Source organism: Streptomyces sp. NPDC002044, assembly GCF_040296725.1.
Classification (GTDB): domain Bacteria; phylum Actinomycetota; class Actinomycetes; order Streptomycetales; family Streptomycetaceae; genus Streptomyces; species Streptomyces antarcticus.
Genome location: NZ_JBEOXU010000126.1, coordinates 1 through 18,165, shown reverse-complemented (window position 1 = coordinate 18,165; position 18,165 = coordinate 1). Strand labels below are relative to the sequence as shown.

At 71.9% G+C, this 18,165-nt stretch carries 18 protein-coding genes; 10 read left to right on the top strand and 8 right to left on the bottom strand.

Annotated elements, in window-relative coordinates; genetic code table 11:
• Positions 1–105: 105 nt before the first annotated feature.
• Complete coding sequence (locus ABT106_RS25050) at positions 106–885, bottom strand: DUF3558 domain-containing protein (RefSeq protein WP_351281336.1); 780 nt, start codon at positions 883–885, stop codon at positions 106–108.
• 114 nt (positions 886–999) lie between these two features.
• Complete coding sequence (locus ABT106_RS25045) at positions 1,000–1,875, bottom strand: DUF3558 domain-containing protein (RefSeq protein WP_351281333.1); 876 nt, start codon at positions 1,873–1,875, stop codon at positions 1,000–1,002.
• A 198-nt stretch (positions 1,876–2,073) separates the two neighbouring features.
• On the opposite strand from ABT106_RS25045, the gene ABT106_RS25040 reads away from it, so the two are divergent.
• Positions 2,074–3,267: an RtcB family protein gene (locus tag ABT106_RS25040; protein ID WP_351281330.1), complete on the top strand. Its 1,194-nt coding sequence runs from the start codon at positions 2,074–2,076 to the stop codon at positions 3,265–3,267.
• A gap of 240 nt (positions 3,268–3,507) precedes the next feature.
• On the top strand, positions 3,508–4,233 hold the full coding sequence (locus ABT106_RS25035) for a polysaccharide deacetylase family protein (protein WP_351281327.1): 726 nt from the start codon (positions 3,508–3,510) through the stop codon (positions 4,231–4,233).
• A gap of 93 nt (positions 4,234–4,326) precedes the next feature.
• Here the strand turns inward: ABT106_RS25035 and ABT106_RS25030 are convergent, their stop codons facing one another.
• Positions 4,327–5,094, bottom strand: a complete 768-nt coding sequence (locus ABT106_RS25030; protein WP_351281325.1) for an SDR family NAD(P)-dependent oxidoreductase — start codon at positions 5,092–5,094, stop codon at positions 4,327–4,329.
• A 116-nt stretch (positions 5,095–5,210) separates the two neighbouring features.
• A complete protein-coding gene (locus tag ABT106_RS25025) occupies positions 5,211–5,546 on the bottom strand; it encodes a YnfA family protein (RefSeq protein WP_351281323.1) in 336 nt (111 codons plus the stop codon).
• A gap of 172 nt (positions 5,547–5,718) precedes the next feature.
• On the opposite strand from ABT106_RS25025, the gene ABT106_RS25020 reads away from it, so the two are divergent.
• Positions 5,719–6,198, top strand: a complete 480-nt coding sequence (locus ABT106_RS25020; RefSeq protein ID WP_351281345.1) for a hypothetical protein — start codon at positions 5,719–5,721, stop codon at positions 6,196–6,198.
• Here the strand turns inward: ABT106_RS25020 and ABT106_RS25015 are convergent.
• The 4 genes from ABT106_RS25015 to ABT106_RS25000 form a co-directional block, all read right to left on the bottom strand.
• Complete coding sequence (locus ABT106_RS25015) at positions 6,186–7,793, bottom strand: FAD-dependent oxidoreductase (protein ID WP_351281343.1); 1,608 nt, start codon at positions 7,791–7,793, stop codon at positions 6,186–6,188. The genes ABT106_RS25020 and ABT106_RS25015 overlap by 13 nt on opposite strands.
• Before the next feature lie 249 nt (positions 7,794–8,042).
• A complete protein-coding gene (locus ABT106_RS25010) occupies positions 8,043–8,771 on the bottom strand; it encodes a Mut7-C RNAse domain-containing protein (protein WP_351281321.1) in 729 nt (242 codons plus the stop codon).
• A gap of 240 nt (positions 8,772–9,011) precedes the next feature.
• Entirely contained in the window at positions 9,012–9,536 is a 525-nt protein-coding gene (locus ABT106_RS25005) for a GNAT family N-acetyltransferase (protein WP_351281318.1), read from the bottom strand.
• A 116-nt stretch (positions 9,537–9,652) separates the two neighbouring features.
• The gene (locus ABT106_RS25000; RefSeq protein ID WP_267724140.1) at positions 9,653–10,090 is read right to left on the bottom strand and encodes a hypothetical protein; all 438 of its coding nucleotides are present in this window, start codon (positions 10,088–10,090) and stop codon (positions 9,653–9,655) included.
• 304 nt (positions 10,091–10,394) lie between these two features.
• Between ABT106_RS25000 and hemL the strand changes: the two genes are divergently transcribed.
• From hemL to ccsB, 7 genes are all read left to right on the top strand, one after another.
• Entirely contained in the window at positions 10,395–11,717 is a 1,323-nt protein-coding gene (hemL, locus tag ABT106_RS24995; RefSeq protein WP_351281315.1) for a glutamate-1-semialdehyde 2,1-aminomutase, read from the top strand.
• Positions 11,714–12,418: a histidine phosphatase family protein gene (locus ABT106_RS24990; protein ID WP_351281313.1), complete on the top strand. Its 705-nt coding sequence runs from the start codon at positions 11,714–11,716 to the stop codon at positions 12,416–12,418. The genes hemL and ABT106_RS24990 overlap by 4 nt, the downstream gene beginning before the upstream one ends.
• Positions 12,419–12,573: 155 nt before the next feature.
• Positions 12,574–13,800: a polysaccharide deacetylase family protein gene (locus ABT106_RS24985; RefSeq protein WP_351281341.1), complete on the top strand. Its 1,227-nt coding sequence runs from the start codon at positions 12,574–12,576 to the stop codon at positions 13,798–13,800.
• A 66-nt stretch (positions 13,801–13,866) separates the two neighbouring features.
• On the top strand, positions 13,867–14,505 hold the full coding sequence (locus tag ABT106_RS24980; protein WP_351281311.1) for a TlpA family protein disulfide reductase: 639 nt from the start codon (positions 13,867–13,869) through the stop codon (positions 14,503–14,505).
• Between the two features lie 43 nt (positions 14,506–14,548).
• Positions 14,549–15,286: a cytochrome c biogenesis CcdA family protein gene (locus ABT106_RS24975; protein ID WP_351281339.1), complete on the top strand. Its 738-nt coding sequence runs from the start codon at positions 14,549–14,551 to the stop codon at positions 15,284–15,286.
• A gap of 13 nt (positions 15,287–15,299) precedes the next feature.
• Positions 15,300–17,018 (top strand): cytochrome c biogenesis protein ResB, encoded by a 1,719-nt coding sequence (resB, locus tag ABT106_RS24970; protein WP_351281308.1) that lies wholly within the window; start codon positions 15,300–15,302, stop codon positions 17,016–17,018.
• Positions 17,015–18,103, top strand: a complete 1,089-nt coding sequence (gene ccsB / locus ABT106_RS24965; protein WP_351281306.1) for a c-type cytochrome biogenesis protein CcsB — start codon at positions 17,015–17,017, stop codon at positions 18,101–18,103. The genes resB and ccsB overlap by 4 nt, the downstream gene beginning before the upstream one ends.
• The last annotated feature ends 62 nt before the right edge of the window (positions 18,104–18,165 follow it).

The following is an 18,165-nucleotide window of genomic DNA, read 5'->3' as shown; positions in this document are numbered from 1 at the left end:
GGCACCTGCAAGGACATCCCGCTCCTCTTCGCCAACCCGCACTCCCTCATCGAGGGAATGATCATCGCCTGCTACGCGATCCGCTCGGCGCACGCACCGGTACCGCTACTGCTGGGGCTGCGCCGACGGGGACTGCTCCGCCGGCTGCTCCGGTGCCTTCTGCTGGTTGGCCGTGTCGACCGAGGCCACCGTCTCCTTCGCCGCCGTGATGGCGTCCTGGAGCAGCTTCGCCTGGTCCGGGGCGCCGGCGCCCTCGTACGCCGCACCGTTGTAGTCGAGCGTGACGACCACGTTCTGCGCGCGCGCCACGATCGTGGTGTTGAAGAAGTCGACGTCCTTCTTCGACGTGAACACCACCGACGTGCCCTGCTCGCCGATGCCGCCGGCCGGTTCGGCCTTCACGTTCTGCGCGCCCTCGGTCGCCTTCGCGGCCTCGACCTGCTTGTTGTACTGCTCCTCGGCGCGCTTGTTCGCGGAGCCGAGCGAGGCGTGCGAGTCGTAGCGGAAGAGGGAGATCGAGAGCCAGCGGTACTGCGAGCCCTTCAGACCGTCCTCGTCCAGACCGTTCCAGGAGCAGCTGGCACGGCTGGCCAGGTCGTTCGACTTCGTCGCCGTACCGTTCTTGTCCTTGGCCTCCGGCACGAGCGTGCCGATCGTCGTCGCCTGGACCGCCTTGCAGGGCTCCGGCAGCGCCGCGTAAGCCGCCTTCTCCAGGGTCGGCGAAGGCTTGGCACTCGGTTTCGCGGATGCGGAGGAACCGGACTTCTTGCCGTCGTTCGAGCCCGAGCCCTTGCCCGAATCGGACGAGCAGCCCGCGACGGTGAGGATCACCGGGACGGCTGCGCAGGCGAGAACGCGGGAGAGGCGCGAGGCTGATCGGTGCATGTTTCCTTCAGTACGTTTGTCTGACTTCTTCGGACGGCGGACCGGGGCAACGGTAGCCCGACCCGGCACTCGTCTGCTGTGCGCGCCGTCACTCCGCGCCGCCGGGCGCCCCTCTCACTCGTTCAGCCGCTCGACCAGATCCGCCGCCAACTGCCGTGCCCTGTCCTGGGTTTCGGTGCTGGGCGGGACCGCGCCGGGCAGCGAGGGCTGCACGCTGTACTCGACGGTGACGATGACATTCGAGGTACGGAACACAATCCGCACCGTGCGCGTCTGAGCCGCCGTGGCCCCCGCCGCGCTCAGCTTGTCGTCCAGGAACGCCTCGTTGCCGAGCCCCGCCAGTACGCGGGACCCCAGCTCGGTGGGGGACGCGCCGGGGGTGGGGCCGGCGGGGGACGAGGGGCTTCCGGGGGCGGGGCTGCCGGCGGGCGCCGGGCCGGTGGCCGGCGGCGTCGGGCTGGGGGTCGGCGCGGGAGCCCCCGCCGGGGTTCCGGTGGGGGCCGTGGGCGTCGGGACGGGCCCGGGGAAGGGCAGCTTCGCGTCGGTCAGCTGACGTACGAAGACCTGCCGCGCCTTGTCGTCGTCGCTCGTGGTGGCCCGGTCGTACGACACCACGCGCTCGAAGCCGACCGACAGCAGTCGCGTCTCCTCGGCGCTCTGCGCGGTCCAGCGGCAGCCCACGCGCCGGTCTCCGTCGTACGAGGCGGCCGCCGCCCCCGCGTACAACTGGTCCCGCTCGGCCGGGGGCAGGCTGTCGGCGGCCGGGAGCAGGGCCTTGAGCCGCTTGGCGTCGACGGCCTTGCAGGGGGCGGGCAGGCTCCGGTACTTGCCCGGCTGCGCGGGCGCGGGGACGTTGCCGCCGGGCTTGTCGTCGTTCGTGGTCCCCGTGCCGCTCCCGCCCGTGCACCCGGCGAGACCGGTGACGCCGGCCGCGAGCGCGGTCAGCATGGCGATGCCTGGCAGGAGTTCCCGTACCGACTTGCGCTGCACGTCCCATGGCTCCCTTCGACCGACTGCCCCGATGGCCCCGACGGTCAGGAAAATACGTTGCCGCGCTTCGGGCGCGGGTGGACACAATGTCTATCGCACACGCTGGTGCTGGCGCCGGTCCCCTGTCGTATTTGGGATCAAGAGCGAGGCTTTTTGCGTATTCCGACTTTTCTGTGTTTTTCGGGGGATTGAGGCGTTATGTCGTACGTGGAGGTACCCGGGGCGAAGGTTCCGATCCGGATGTGGACCGACCCCGCGTCGGTCGAGGACAGCGCGATGCAGCAGCTCCGCAACGTCGCCACCCTCCCATGGATCAAGGGTCTCGCCGTCATGCCGGACGTCCACTACGGCAAGGGTGCGACGGTCGGTTCCGTCATCGCGATGAAGGACGCGGTCTGCCCGGCGGCGGTGGGCGTGGACATCGGCTGCGGAATGTCGGCGGTCAAGACGTCCCTGACGGCGAACGACCTCCCGGGGGACCTGTCGGGCCTGCGGTCGAAGATCGAGCGGGCGATCCCGGTGGGTGTGGGCCTGCACAAGGAGGCCGTGGATCCGTCGCGTCTGTACGGCTTCTCGGTGGACGGGTACGACGACCTCTGGAAGCGCTTCGACTACCTCGCGGATGCGGTCAAGTTCCGTCACGAACGCGCCATGAGGCAAATCGGAACGCTCGGATCCGGAAACCACTTCGTGGAGTTCTGCCTTGACGAGGGCGGTGCGGTGTGGCTGATGCTGCACTCCGGCTCCCGGAACATCGGCAACGAGCTTGCGGCCCACCACATCGGGGTGGCGCGGGGGCTGGAGCACAACCAGAACCTCGTCGACCGGGACCTCGCGGTCTTCCTCGCGGCCACTCCGGAGATGGAGGCGTACCGCAACGACCTCTTCTGGGCGCAGGAGTACGCGAAGTTCAACCGTGCCGCGATGATGAGCCTCTTCAAGGAGGTCGTCCGGAAGGAGTTCCGGAAGGCGAAGGTGTCCTTCGACCGGGAGATCAGCTGCCACCACAACTACGTGTCGGAGGAGCGCTACGACGGCATGGACCTGCTGGTCACCCGTAAGGGCGCGATCCGCGCCGGCAGCGGCGACTACGGGATCATCCCGGGCTCGATGGGCACGGGCTCGTACATCGTGAAGGGGCTCGGCAACGAGAAGTCCTTCAACTCGGCCTCGCACGGGGCGGGCCGGAAGATGAGCCGGACGGCGGCGAAGAAGCGGTTCTCGGCGAAGGACCTGGCGGAACAGACCAAGGGCGTCGAGTGTCGTAAGGACTCGGGCGTCGTGGACGAGATCCCGGGCGCGTACAAGTCGATCGAGCAGGTCATCGACCAGCAGATCGACCTGGTGCAGGTCGTGGCCAGGCTGAAGCAGGTCATCTGTATCAAGGGCTGAGCCCGCGGGCGGGTGGGGAGACGGGGGAGGCCCGGACCGAGGCGGTCCGGGCCTCCCCCGTCTCGCCCTGTGGCGGCGAAGCGCGCGATCGGGGCGGCGGGGCTGGCGGTGCCGCCGGGGTCGCTCTGGCGGACAACTGGACTGTGATGGTGCCGAGTTGAGAGCCATGGAAAGTGGGCGTCGGGGGATTGACGGCGAGAGTTGGTCTAGACCAAGGTGTGCCGCATGTGGAGATCTCGCGTGCTTCTTGCCGCGCTCGCGTCGTTGTCGCTCGCCCTCGGGGCCGCCGGATCCGCTCAGGCGGGGTCCGGGGCGGGGGACGGTCCGGGCGGGGCCGCGTCCGCCGGGGCGGAGGCCGGGGGCGGGCGGCCCGGGGTCGGGCTGCCACCCGTCGTGTCGCACGTACCGACGCGGGAGAAGGTCGTGTTCATCACGATCGACGACGGCTGGACCCACGATCCGGAGGCGGCCCGGATCCTGCTGGAGCAGCGGGTGCCGGCGTCGCTGTTCCTGCTGCCGGGGGCGACCGCGTACGACACGGGGTACTTCACCGGCCTCGCCGAGCAGGGGCGGGTGACCGTCGAGAACCACACCGTCAACCATCCGGACCTGACCACGCTCGACGCGGCAGGCAAGGACGCGGAGGTGTGCGGGGCGGGAGAGCAGCTGGAGGCGACCTTCGGCCGGCAGCCGAAGCTGCTGCGGCCGCCGTACGGGGTCCTCAACGACGACGTGCGGCTCGCGGCCAAGGCGTGCGGGGTGAAGGCCGTGATCACCTGGACGCACGACTTCACGACCTGGAGCGGTACGCCGGCGACGCCGCGGCTCCAGAGCGGTGACATCGTGCTGCTGCACTTCACACCGACGCTGGCCGCGGATCTGCGGCGGGCCCTGGACGCGGCGAAGGCCGCCGGGCTGAAGCCGGCGGCCCTCATGCCGCACCTGAAGGCGGCCGGTCTGCTCTGAGCGCCGGGGAGGCCGCCGGGTCGGTGCGGGCGGGGGCCGGTGCGGGCGGGGGCCGGTGCGGGCGGGCCGGTGCGGGCCCGGAGGGCCCGGGCTCTACAGGCCCAGGTCGCGGTGGACCTTCGTGTTCGACGCCTGGGCGCGGGGGCGCACCACCAGGAGGTCGATGTTGACGTGACTGGGGCGGGTCACCGCCCAGGTGATGGTGTCGGCCACGTCATCGGCGGAGAGCGGTGCGGCGACGCCCGCGTAGACCTTCTCCGCCTTCTCGGTGTCGCCGCGGAAGCGCGTGGTGGCGAACTCCTCGGTCTTGACCATGCCCGGGGCGATCTCGATGACGCGTACGGGCTGGCCGACGATCTCCAGGCGGAGGGTCTCGGCGAGGACGCGGGCGCCGTTCTTGGCGGCGACGTAGCCGGCTCCGCCCTCGTACGTCGAGTGGCCGGCGGTGGAGGAGAGAACGACGACCGTGCCGTCGCCGGAGGCCGTGAGGGCGGGGAGCAGGGCCTGGGTGACGTGGAGGGTGCCGATGACGTTGACCTCGTACATCGTGCGCCAGTCGGCGGGGTCGCCGGTGGCGACGGGCTCGGCTCCGAGGGCGCCGCCGGCGTTGTTGACGAGTACGTCGCAGCGTTCCAGGGACGCGGCGAAGGAGTCGACGGCGGCGCGGTCGGTGACGTCGAGGGCGTGGGCCGTGGCGGAGTGGCCGGACGCGGTGATCTCGGCGGCGAGGGCCTCGATGCGGTCCTTGCGGCGGGCGGTGAGGACGACGTGGTAGCCGGCTGCGGCGAGTTGCCGGGCGGTGGCCGCGCCGATGCCGCTGCTCGCGCCGGTGACTACGGCGGTTCGGGTGGCCGTGCTCATGTGCGGGCTCCTCGCTGGTGCTCGGTCGGTCGTTCCGTCATTCAGTCGTTCAGTCATTCGGATGGTCGGTCATCCGTACGGGTCGTTCCCCGCCAGCATAGGCCGGGCGGGGTCGCTCACCGGCCGCGCGGGGCGTACATGATCAAGGCCATGCCGGCGAGGCAGACGAGGGCTCCGGCGATGTCCCAGCGGTCGGGGCGGTAGCCGTCGGCGACCGCGCCCCAGGCCAGGGAACCGGCTACGAAGACGCCGCCGTAGGCGGCGAGGACGCGGGCGAAGTCGCCCTGGGGCTGGAGGGTGGCGACGAAGCCGTAGAGGCCGAGGGCGATGACTCCGGCGCCGATCCAGGCCCAGCCCTTGTGTTCGCGCACGCCCTGCCAGACGAGCCAGGCGCCGCCGATCTCCAGGAAGGCGGCGAGAGCGAAGAGGGCGGCGGAGCGGGCGATGAGCATGGCTCAAAGGTAGGCGGGGGCCGGGGGCACGGGTGGCCGGGGGCCGTGGGCCGTGGGCCGGGGCGTGGGCGTGGGCGGACGGGGGTGGGCAGATGGGGGTGGGCGCGCCCTCGTTCGTGTGATGGTCCGACCGGACGGGACGGGTGCTGGCTAGCCTCCGCGCGTGGAGGTGATGGCGGTGCGCCGTGGTGCCGTACGGAGTGTGGTGGTGGCCGGGTTGCTGACGCTCGGCCTGAGTGTGCCGGCGGGAGCCCATGCGTGGGCGGGGCCGGAGGCCGACGTGGCGTATCACGGGCGGGTCGCCCTGTCCGAGGGGAAGCTGCGGATCTGGCTGGTCCCGGAGAACGACGGTCCGGCGGCGCTGGCGAACGCGACGGTCCGGGTGCGGCTGTCGGCGGACCTCGCGGACCGGCAGGAGCTGGCGGGGGGCTGTGCGCGGGCGGGGCTGCGCGAGGTGGTGTGCGAGACGGGGCCGCTGCCGCTGCACGGGCGGGGACGGCACATCGGGCTGGAGCTGGGGCTGCGGGAGCCCGCGGCGGAGGTGGTGATGCGGGTCGACACGTGGTGGAACGGCGGGGCGACGGACCGGAACCACCTGAACAACGAGCACATGGTGCTGGCGCTCGACACGGGTGATGCCTACGCCTTCTGAGGGCCGGGGCCGGGGTGGGGTCCGGGGCCGGGGACTGGGCCGGGGCCGGAGGGCTCGGTGGCCCCGGGCAGGAGCCAGGCGGCCACGGCCGCCGCTACTTCGGGGGTGGTGGCGCGGGGGGCGCTCCAGGCGACGTACCCGTCGGGGCGTACGAGGACGCAGGCGGCCCGGGGCCGGTCCGCGGGCCAGTGCAGGTGGGTGAGCGGGGTGCCGGGCGGGGTGGCCGGGCCGGGCGGGGTGATCAGGACGAAGCCGCCGGTGCGCAGGGCGGCGTAGAGCCGGCGGCCGTCCGCGAGGGCGAGGTCGGGGGCGCGGCGGCCGGCGGGGCGGCGGGTGCCGGGCGGGGGCGGGTAGGAGAGGCCGAGGCCCGAGATCACGCCGAGTGCGCGGTCCAGGAGGGCGTCGGGGCGGGGGATGTGGGGGAGGACGGCGGCCAGGACGCCGCCGGCGCGGCGGGCGGGGCCGGAGGCCGTGACGGTGCGGACGAGGGCGCCGCTGACGCGCAGGACGAGGCGGCCGACGGGGTGGCGTTCGCGGTGGTAGCTGTCGAGGAGTGCTTCGGGGTCGGGGGTCCGGCCGAGGAGGGCGGCGGCGAGCTTCCAGGAGAGGTTGGCGGCGTCCTGGAGGCCCGTGTTCATGCCGAGGCCGCCTGCGGGGGAGTGGACGTGGGCGGCGTCGCCGGCGAGGAAGACGCGGCCGCTGCGGTAGTGGGGGACCTGGCGTTCGTCGCTGTGGAAGCGGGAGATCCAGCGGGGGTCGTGCATGCCGTGGTCGGTGCCGAGGGCGGTGCGGGCGATGGAGCGGAGCTCGTCGAGGCCGACGGGGTCCGTGTCGGCGGCGCGGCCGTCGCGGTGCCAGCCGATGACGCGGTACCAGCCGTCGCCGAAGGGGACGACGAAGGCGAAGGCTTCGGCGTTGCCGTTGGCGGCGAGGAGGTCCGTGGGCGGGTCGGTCAGGCGGACGTCGGCGAGGACCATGGAGCGGACGACGGCTTCGGCGCCGGGGAAGGGCAGACCGAGGGCCTGGCGGACGGTGGAACGGACGCCGTCGGCGCCGACGGCGTGGCGGGCGTGGAGGGTGGAGGGGATAGAGGGGGTGATGTGGGGGGTGTGGGTGGAGGTGCCGTCGGAGGTGCTGGGGCTGGTGGTGCGGAGGTCGAGGGTGACGCTGTCCCGGTCCTGGTGGAGGCCGACGAGTTCGCAGTCATACCGGATGTCCACACCTGTGGACAACGCGCGACGCTCCAGCAGTTTCTCTGTTTCATATTGAGGGGTGATGAGGACGAACGGATAGCGGCTGCGAAGCCGTTGGAGGGAGAGGGTCATGCCTTCGAAGGGGCGTACGCGGTCGATCCGGCGGCCGGTGGAGACGAGCTCGTCGGCGAGGCCGCGGGCATCGAGCAGTTCGAGGGTGCGCGCGTGCACGGCGAACGCGCGGGTGAGGTTGGCGGCGGTGCGGGGGCGGCGCTCGACGAGGGTGACGGTGAGCCCGGCGGCGGCGAGGTCTCCGGCGAGGAGCAGCCCCGTGGGGCCGGCGCCCACCACGACGACATCGAGCGGTTCCGCTGGATCGGTCATGCTCCGGCAGTCTGCCAGCCGGGGGCCTCCACAGCGCGGAGCCAGGTCCGTGCCGAGTCGGGTGGCGCCGGGTGCGACGTCGAAGGCGCGGGGTGGCGGGTGAGAACGACGCCTGGCGAGACCCGTCCGGTTTCCCTGGTCGCAGGGGCCCCTGCGCCGGGGCGCGCGGGTGGGGCCGGGGCAGGCCGGTCGTGCCGGCTCGGTTGTGTCGGTCAGGCCGGTTCGGTCAGGCCGGTCAGGCCGGTTCGGTCGTGCCGGTCAGGCTGGTCAGGCCGGGCCGAATTCGACGAGTGCTTCGTCGACGATGCGTTCCAGACGGGCGTGGTGTGCGCCGCGCCAGTAGACGCGCTCGCAGTCCGCGCACTGGGCGAAGACGTCGTAGGAGCGCTGGGTGCCGTTTTCCAGACGCTCGCCGACGCTGTCCTTGTCGGCTTCGCGGAGTGTGCCGTTGCAGGCGGTGCAGCGTGTCCAGGGCGTGAGCGCGGGGGCGAAGCGGCCGAGGATGTCGCGCAGTTGCTCGTCGGGGTTGTCGCTGTAGACGTAGGCACCGGCGAAGAGCTCGCGGCGGCGCAGCAGTCCGCGGTCGCGGGAGAGCAGGACGCGCTGTTCCGCGGCGGAGCGGGTGGCGAGGGCGGGGTCGCCGATGTCCTCGTTCTCGTACGCGGCGTCGACGCCGAGGAGGCGGAGGCGGCGGGCGAGGGTGCCGAGATGGACGTCGAGGAGGAAGCGGAGGGGGGCACCGGGGACGTGCTGGGGGCGGTCCACCGCGAACACCTCGACGGTCTGGCCGTCTTGGGGGACGTAGGAGACGGGCACCTCCTGTCCGTCGACGAGGAGCCGGCCGACTTCGGTGAGCGGGACGCCGGCCGATTCGACGACGTGACCGAGGCTGGAGGCGCCGTCGGTCGTGGTCGGCACCCGCTCCGCACGCCGGCTGGGCGAGGCGAAGAGGCGCAGTTCAGGGGCGAGGGTGAGCTGAATGCCGGGTCCGTTCACCCGGTCAGCATGCCACTGCCGGGGGGTGGTCGCGGCCGAATTACGCGCTGGCTGCGGCCGCTTCTCCGCCCCCGGCGGCGGCGGGCCCGGCCCGGCCCCCACCCGGGAGCAGCCCCGGCCCCCGCCCCGGCCCCCGCACGACCCCGGCACCGGCCCGGCCTGTACGAGCCCGGCTCCCGCGCGAGCCCGGCTCCCGCGCGAGCCCGGCTCCCGCACGGGGGCGGGCGGCCGGGAACGGTACTAGCTCAGGGGGTAGCGCCACTCCTGGCTCGGGTGGGGCACCCCGGGCGGGTACTCGAAGTCGACTTCGCCGAGGCAGGTGAAGCCTGCCCGGCGGCACACCGCGTTGGACGCCGGGTGGTCCGTGCCGGGGAAGGCGTGGACGGCGGCCCGGGTGCCGTGGGTGCGGGCGTAGGCGAGGAGTTCCGCCAAGGCGGCCACGGCCAGCCCGCGCCCCTGGTACTCCGGCAGCACGTTCCAGCCGGCCTCGTACACCGGCTCGCCCCGCCACTCCCGCTCCCAGAAGCCGACCGAGCCGACCGGTTCCGCGGTGTCCGCGAGGGCGACCCGGAACATCCGCCCGGCGGCGGGCTCCCGGGCGCTGAGCGCCTCGTACCGCTGCTGGCGGCCGGTGAGCTTCTCCTCGCTCTCCGGCCCGCCGAGGAACCGCGTCATCTCGGCCGAGTTCTTGCGCAGCAGCAGCGGGAAGTCCTCCGGGGCCCAGGCGGTCAGCCGGACCTGGGCGGGATTCTCTCTTCGCGTCATGCCCGCGAGGCTACGTCCGGGGACCGCGCCCCCGCGCCCGGTTATCCGCCCGGCCCCGGCCCCAGTCCCGGCCCGCCGAGCGGGGTGCGCGCAGCGCAGCGGGGGCAGGGGGGCGGTCAGGGCCAGACGAGGCAGTACGGCTGGTGGCCCGCCTCGTGCAGGCGGTGGGAGAAGTCCTGCCACTCGTGGAGGAGCTGGTAGACGTTGAACGCGTCCCGCGGGCCGCCGCGGTCCGGGACCGTGGACCAGATGAAGGCGGCGGCGCCCACCGACTCCTCGCCGATGCCGCGCAGCGGGTCGACCACGGTCATGGGGAGCTTGACCACCGCGTAGTCGGGGTGGAGGACGACGAGTTCCAGCGGGGGCACCTTGTGGAGGGGTATGCCCTCGATGCCGGTCAGGACCATCGCGGCCACCGTCTCCGGCTTGATCTTGCTGAAGAGGCCGCCCATCCCCAGCTCGTCGCCGCCGAGCTCCTCGGGCCGCATCGTGACGGGGACGCGGGCCGCGGTGGCGCCGTCGGGGGCGCCGAAGTACTTGTACGTCACTCCCATACCGCGCCCCCTGGGGCGGTCGTCGGGGGCGTCCAGGGGATTCGGGACGGCATCGGCGGCCTCGGTGGAGCGGCGGCGGTGCTTGCCGCGGCGGCGGGATTCGCGGGCCTCGCGGGCGCGCTGCGGGTCCAGGCCGTCGGTACCCTCGCCCGGTCCACCACCGCGTTGCATATCTCCACCCGACTGGTATTGCCTGCCCCGGCCCCGCGGCCCCCGCCACGCAGCCTGATCATCATGGCAGTGACCTCCCCCGCGGCGGCGCGGTGAAACGCCCGCCCGCAAGTCTGTCGCGGCCTCTGAGACCATGGCTGGTGTGAGCTACCCGTACCCGTATGAAGCCCCAGTTTCGCAGACGCTCTTCGAGCGTGCGTCCCTCGTGACCCCCGGCGGCGTGAACTCTCCCGTGCGCGCCTTCCGCGCCGTGGGCGGTACGCCCCGGTTCATGGTGTCCGGCACCGGTCCGTACCTCACGGACGCGGACGGACGGGAGTACGTCGACCTCGTCTGCTCGTGGGGACCGATGATTCTCGGCCACTCCCACCCCGAGGTGATCGCGGCCGTCCAGGCGGCGGTCGCCCGCGGTACGTCCTTCGGTACGCCCGGTGAGGGTGAGGTCGCGCTCGCCGAGGAGATCGTCGCGCGCGTCGAGCCCGTCGAGCAGGTGCGCCTGGTGTCCTCCGGCACCGAGGCGACCATGTCGGCGATCCGGCTGGCGCGCGGCTTCACCGGGCGCGCCAAGATCGTGAAGTTCGCCGGCTGCTACCACGGTCATGTGGACGCGCTGCTGGCCGCCGCCGGTTCCGGTCTCGCGACCTTCGCGCTGCCGGACACCCCCGGTGTGACGGGCGCGCAGGCCGGCGACACGATCGTGCTCCCCTACAACGACCTGGAAGCGGTACGGGCGGCCTTCGCCGCGCACCCGGGCGAGATCGCCTGTGTGATCACCGAGGCCGCGCCCGGCAACATGGGCGTGGTGCCGCCGGCGGAGGGCTTCAACCAGGGGCTCGCCGACCTGTGCCGCGCGGACGGCGCGCTGTACATCTCCGACGAGGTGATGACCGGTTTCCGTACCTCCCGCGCGGGCTGGTACGGCGTGGACGGGGTGCGGCCCGACCTGATGACCTTCGGCAAGGTCATGGGCGGCGGCTTCCCGGCGGCGGCCTTCGGCGGCCGCGCGGACGTGATGGGGCACCTCGCGCCCGTCGGCCCCGTCTACCAGGCGGGCACGCTCTCGGGGAACCCCATCGCCACCGCCGCGGGCCTCGCGCAGCTGCGGCTGCTCGACGACGCGGCGTACGCGAAGATCGACGCGGTGTCGCGGGAGATCCAGGGCCTGGTGACGGCCGCGCTCGCCAAGGAGGGCGTGGCGCACCGGGTGCAGACCGCGTCCAGCATGTTCTCCGTCTTCTTCACCGAGGACGAGGTCCGTACCTACGAGGACGCCAAGAAGCAGGAGTCCTTCCGCTTCAACGGGTTCTTCCACTCGATGCTGGCGCAGGGCGTCTATCTGCCGCCGTCGGCCTTCGAGTCCTGGTTCGTTTCCACCGCACACGACGAGCAGGCGGTCGAGCGGATCGCGGCCGCGCTGCCGGCCGCCGCCCGGGCCGCCGCGGAGGCCACCGCATGACCGCGCCCGACTACGCCGCCGGAAACACCCCCGACCTGACCGTCGTGCACCTGGTGCGCCACGGTGAGGTCCACAACCCGGACGGGGTCCTGTACGGGCGCCGCGCGGGCTACCACCTGTCCGAGCTGGGGCGGCGGATGGCCGACCGGGTCGCCGAGCACCTGGGGAGCCGTGACATCACCCACGTGGTGGCGTCCCCGCTGGAGCGGGCGCAGGAGACGGCGGAGCCGATCGCCAAGAGCCACGGTCTGGACCTGGCCACGGACGGGCGGCTGCTGGAGGCGGGCAACGTCTTCGAGGGCAAGACCTTCGGGGTCGGCGACGGCGCGCTGCGCAAGCCGGGCAACTGGAAGCACCTGACGAACCCGTTCAAGCCGTCCTGGGGCGAGCCGTACGTCGAGCAGGTGGTCCGGATGATGAGCGCGCTGGAGACGGCGCGCGACGCGGCCCGCGGCCACGAGGCGGTGGCGGTCAGCCACCAGCTGCCGATCTGGATCGTGCGCAGCTTCGCGGAGAAGCGCCGGCTGTGGCACGACCCGCGGCGCCGTCAGTGCACGCTGGCCTCGCTGACGTCCTTCACGTACCAGGGCGACAAGCTGGTGTCGGTGGGCTACAGCGAGCCGGCCCGGGATCTGGTCCCGGCGCACCTGCTGGCGGGTGCGAAGCCGGTGAAGGGCAAGTCGAAGGCGTTCGGCGCCTGACCGCTTGATCGACGGTCTGTTACGAACCGTTACAGCTTTACCTAAATAAATACAAGTCGCATGGGAATCACCGTTCTAGTACCGCACAACTCATCGAATTGTCCGTTTATATGGGCAATGACGTGTGGGTGGCGGGGGACGACGAGGACGGTGACATGCGCGACTTCAGCCGAAGGGGAGTGCTCGGACTCGGACTTGGCGCCGCGGCGGCCGCCGGCATCGCCGGCTGCGTTTTCGGTGACGCGGGTTCGGGCGGCGGTCCGGGGCGGGGGGATTCCACTCCCGGCCCGGGCGGACCTCCGGTCAAGGCCATCGGTGACGGCTCCACGGCCGACACCGGGCCGCAGCCGAACCAGCCGGACCAGCCCGTGCCGCTCCAGCCGGGCGAGACCCCGCCGCAGTTCGTCGTCTTCAGCTGGGACGGGGCGGGGGAGGTCGGCAACGGCCTCTTCCCGCGCTTCCTCAAGCTCGCCAGGGACCACGGCGCGGCCATGACCTTCTTCCTCTCCGGCCTCTACCTCCTGCCCGAGTCGAAGAAGGCCCTCTACCAGCCGCCGAACAACCCAGCCGGGGCCTCGGACATCGGCTACCTCAAGGACGAGAACGTCCGCAACACCCTGAAGTACGTGCGCGAGGCGTGGCTCGACGGACACGAGGTGGGGACCCACTTCAACGGCCACTTCTGCGGCGGGGCGGGCTCCGTCGGCCGCTGGAGCCCCGAGGACTGGCGCAGCGAGATCGACCAGGCCGTGTCGTTCGTCACCAACTGGCGCACGAACACCGGCTTCACCGACCTGGAGCCGCTGCCCTTCGACTACCGCAAGGAGCTGGTCGGCGCCCGCACCCCCTGCCTCCTCGGCCGGGACGGCCTGCTGCCCACCGCCGGGACCCTGGGCTGGCGCTACGACTCCAGCTCGCCGGGCGGCCTGCAGACCTGGCCGGTGAAGAAGGCGGGGCTCTGGGACCTGCCGTTGCAGTCCCTGCCCTTCCCCGGCCACTCCTTCGAGGTGCTGTCGATGGACTACAACATCCTCGCCAACCAGTCGAAGAACACCACCCGGGGCGTCCCGGCCCACTACCCCGGCTGGCGTTCCCAGGCCACCGCCACCTACCTCGGGGGTTTCCGGCGGGCGTACGAGACGAACCGCGCCCCGCTCTTCATCGGCAACCACTTCGAGGAGTGGAACGGCGGCATCTACATGGACGCCGTCGAGGAGGCCCTCAAGGGCATGGCGGACAAAAGGGATGTACGGCTCGTATCCTTCCGGCAGTTCGCCGACTGGCTGGACGTCCAGGACCCCAGGGTGCTCGCCCGGCTGCGCACTCTGGCCCCCGGTCAGTCGCCGGCCGGCGGCTGGGGGGCCTACCTCGCCACCGTCTGACCAGGGCATTGGCAGGGCGCCGGGGGGCGCGGAAGATCGACGGATTGCTCATGCGAAACTTTTCACATGAGCCTTAGCCGCGCACGTGCCCGTCGACGCAGCAGCCGCTCGACCAGCGGTCGCGCCCTCCTGCTGACCGCGGCGACCGCCGCGGGCGTCCTGGTCCTGGCGTCCTGCACCTCGGCGGACGGCAAGCCCTCCGGCGGGTCCGGCGGCAACTACGTCGTGGGCCCGACCGGCATCTCCACCGTCGCCGCCGGTGAGCGCGCCGCGGCTCCGAAGCTCGACGGCGGCACCGTCGACGGCCAGACCCTCGACACCACCACCCTCAAGGGCAAGGTCGTCGTCCTCAACGTGTGGGGCTCCTGGTGCCCGCCGTGCCGCGGCGAGGCCAAGTACTTCGCGAAGGCATCGAAGGAGTACGCCGACGCCGGCGCGGACGTCGCCTTCGTCGGGATCAACACCCGCGACACCAGCACGCAGAACGCGACCGCGTTCGAGGAGACCTACGGGATCACCTACCCGAGTCTCTTCGACCCCGACGGCAAGCTGATGCTCCGCTTCCCCAAGGGCACGCTCAACCCGCAGGCCATCCCCTCCACGATCGTCCTCGACAAGCAGGGCAAGATCGCCGCCCGCGCGCTGGTCGCGATCAACGACGAGCAGCTCCGCTCGATGATCGACCCGCTCGTCGCGGAGAAGTGACCCGGTGCTCGCCGACCTCCTCCTCGCCGCCGAGCCGACGGGCATGAACACCACCGTCCTGAACGGGACGCTGCTGCTCGCCCTCCCCATCTCGGTCCTGGCCGGACTCGTCTCCTTCTTCTCGCCCTGCGTGCTCCCCCTGGTCCCCGGCTACCTCTCCTACGTGACCGGGGCCGGCGGCGCCGACCTCGCCGAAGCGCGGCGCGGCCGGATGCTGGCGGGCGCGAGTCTGTTCATCCTCGGGTTCACCGCCGTCTTCGTCTCCACGGGCGCCCTCTTCGGATTCTTCGGCTCCACCCTCCAGGAGCACCGGACGCTCATCTCCCGGATCCTGGGTGTCTTCGTCATCCTGATGGGCCTCTTCTTCATGGGGGCGATCCCCGGCCTGACGATGCGGGAGTTCCGCTTCCACCGGAAGCCGACGGCGGGCCTGCTCGGCGCGCCGCTTCTCGGCGTGCTCTTCGGCGTCGGCTGGGCCCCCTGCATCGGCCCGACCCTGGCGGCCGTCACCACGCTGTCCATGGACCAGGCGAGCGCCGGCCGCGGCGCCCTGCTGACCGTCGCCTACTGCCTGGGCCTGGGCGTGCCCTTCCTCCTCGCCGCGCTCGCCTTCCGCAAGGCGCTCGGCACGTTCAGCTGGGTGAAGCAGCACTATGCGTGGGTGATGCGGATCGGTGGCGGCATGCTGATCCTGACCGGCCTGCTGCTCGTCACAGGAGCATGGGACAGCATCGTCAGCGACATGCAGCAATGGACCGACAGCTTCACGGTGGGGATCTGAGGACTTAACGCACATGAGTACGACAGACAAGGCGCCCGTCGAGGCGCCGCAGCAATCCGAGGACGCCACCGAACCCGCGCTCGGCGCGGCCGGCGCCCAGCTGTCCACCGCACCGTTGGAGGACGCGCCCACCGGAGCGGCCGCCGGCCTCGGGGTCGTCGGCTGGGCCCGCTGGTTCTGGCGCCAGCTCACCTCCATGCGGGTCGCGCTGATCCTGCTCTTCCTGCTCTCGCTGGGCGCCATCCCCGGCTCCCTGATCCCGCAGACCTCCGTCGACGCGATGAAGGTCGCCGAGTGGCAGCGGACCCACGAGTTCTGGGTTCCCCTCGCCGAGAAGCTCCAGCTCTTCGACGTCTACACGTCGTTCTGGTTCTCCGCGATCTACATCCTGCTGTTCGTGTCGCTGATCGGCTGCATCGTGCCGCGCACCTGGCAGTTCGTCGGCCAGCTCCGCGGCCGCCCGCCGGCCGCCCCCAAGCGGCTCGACCGGCTCCCCGCCCACACCACCTGGCGCACCGAGACCTCCCCCGACGAGGTCCTCGCCCACGCCACGACCCTGCTGGGCCGGCGCCGGTTCCGCACCGAGGCCGGGACGGGCCACGTCGCGGCGGAGAAGGGATACCTCCGCGAGACCGGCAACCTGGTCTTCCACCTCGCCCTGATCGTGATGCTGGTCGCCTTCGCCTGGGGCAAGCTCTACACGTCCGAGGGCGGCAAGCTCGTCCTGCGCGGCAGCGGCTTCTCCAACACGCTCACCCAGTACGACGACTTCAAGTCCGGCAGCCTCTTCACCCCCGACGACCTGCCGCCCTTCAGCTTCACGCTGGACAGGTTCGACGCCACCTACGAGAAGACGGGCCCGCAGAAGGGCACCCCGCGCGACTTCAAGGCGTACGTCACCCTCAGCGAGGGAGCCCACGGCGCCCCGCGGAAGACCGAGATCGAGGTCAACAAGCCCCTCGAAGTCGACGGGGCCAAGGTCTACCTGCTCGGCCACGGCTACGCGCCGGTCATCTCGGTGACCGACCCCGCCGGCAAGGTGATCTTCCGCAACGCCGTGCCGATGCTGCCGCAGGACGCGAACCTCACCTCGGCCGGCGCCATCAAGGTCACCGACGGCTACAAGAACAAGAACGGCGAGAAGGAGCAGCTCGGCTTCTCCGCCCAGTTCGTACCGACCTTCGCGGGCAAGGGCGGCGGCACGATGCTCTCGCAGTTCCCCGCCGCGGACCTCCCCGTCATCGCCCTCAACGCCTACCACGGCAGCCTCGGCGTGGACTCCGGTCTGCCGCAGAACGTGTACCAGCTGGACACGCGCAAGATGCGGCAGTTCACGAAGGAGAACGGCGACCCGTTCGCCCAGATGCTGGAGCCCAAGGAGACGATGACCCTGCCCGACGGCGCGGGCACCGTGACCTTCGAGGGCATCGAGCGCTGGGCCACCTTCTCCGTCACCCGCCAGCCCGGCAGCGGCCTCGCCCTCGCGGGCGCGATCGCCGCCATCGCGGGCCTGGCAGGATCGCTGTTCATCCAGCGCCGCCGGATCTGGGTCCGGGCGGTGCCCGGCAAGGACGGCGTGACCGTCGTCGAGATGGCGGGCCTGGGCCGCAGCGAGTCCGCCAGGCTCCCGCAGGAGCTGGCGGACCTGGCCGCCGTACTGCACGAGCGGGCGCCCTCGGCGCCCCACCCTGTCGAAGCAGAAGCAGAAGAAGAACAAGGAGAGCGCGGATGACGCTGCTCGCAGCCGCAGCCAACGAGAGTCTGGCCGAGATCAGCAACAAGCTGATCTACGCGTCGATGGCGGTCTACACCCTCGCCTTCTTCGCTCACATCACCGAGTGGGTCTTCGGCAGCCGCAGCAAGGTGGGCCGCACGGCCGCCGCGCTGACCGGGGGCGGGGCAGGGGCGCGGGGCGCGGCTCCGGCCGTCCGGGTCCGGGGCGAGGGCGCCACCGCCGTCCTCGACAAGCCGCAGGTCGTCACGCGTTCCGCCGCGGGCACCCGGGACGTCCCGGACGGCCCCGGCGCGGCCGGCGGCACCGAGAAGGGCGACCTGTACGGGCGGATCGCGATCTCGCTGACCGTGCTCGCCTTCCTCATCGAGGCGGCCGGCGTGGTCGCCCGCGCGCTGTCGGTGCAGCGGGCCCCCTGGGGCAACATGTACGAGTTCTCGATCACCTTCTCCACGGTGGCCGTCGGCGCGTACCTGGCCCTGCTGGCCCTGAAGAAGAACGTCCGCTGGCTCGGCCTGATCCTGGTCACCACGGTCCTGCTGGACCTCGGCATCGCCGTGACCTGGCTGTACACCGAGAGCGACCAGCTGGTCCCGGCGCTGCAGTCGTACTGGCTGTGGATCCACGTCTCCACCGCGATCTTCTGCGGCGCGGTCTTCTACATCGGCGCGGCCGGCACGGCCCTCTACCTGTTCCGTGACTCCTACGAGGCCAAGCTGGCCTCCGGCGGGACGCCGGGCCGGTTCGCCACCTCCGTCATGGAGCGGCTGCCCTCGGCGGGCTCGCTCGACAAGTTCTCGTACCGGATCAACGCCGCCGTCTTCCCTCTGTGGACCTTCACGATCATCGCGGGCGCGATCTGGGCGGGCGACGCCTGGGGCCGCTACTGGGGCTGGGACCCCAAGGAGGTCTGGTCCTTCGTGACCTGGGTGGCCTACGCCTGCTACCTGCACGCCCGCGCCACCGCCGGCTGGAAGGGCCGCAAGGCCGCGTACCTCGCGCTCTTCGCCTTCGCCTGCTGGATCTGGAACTACTACGGCGTCAACATCCTGCTCAGCGGCAAGCACTCGTACGACGGCGTCTGACCCGGCCCGTACCGACCGCACGGCGAAGCCGGTGTCCCGCCCCCGTGGCGGGACACCGGCTT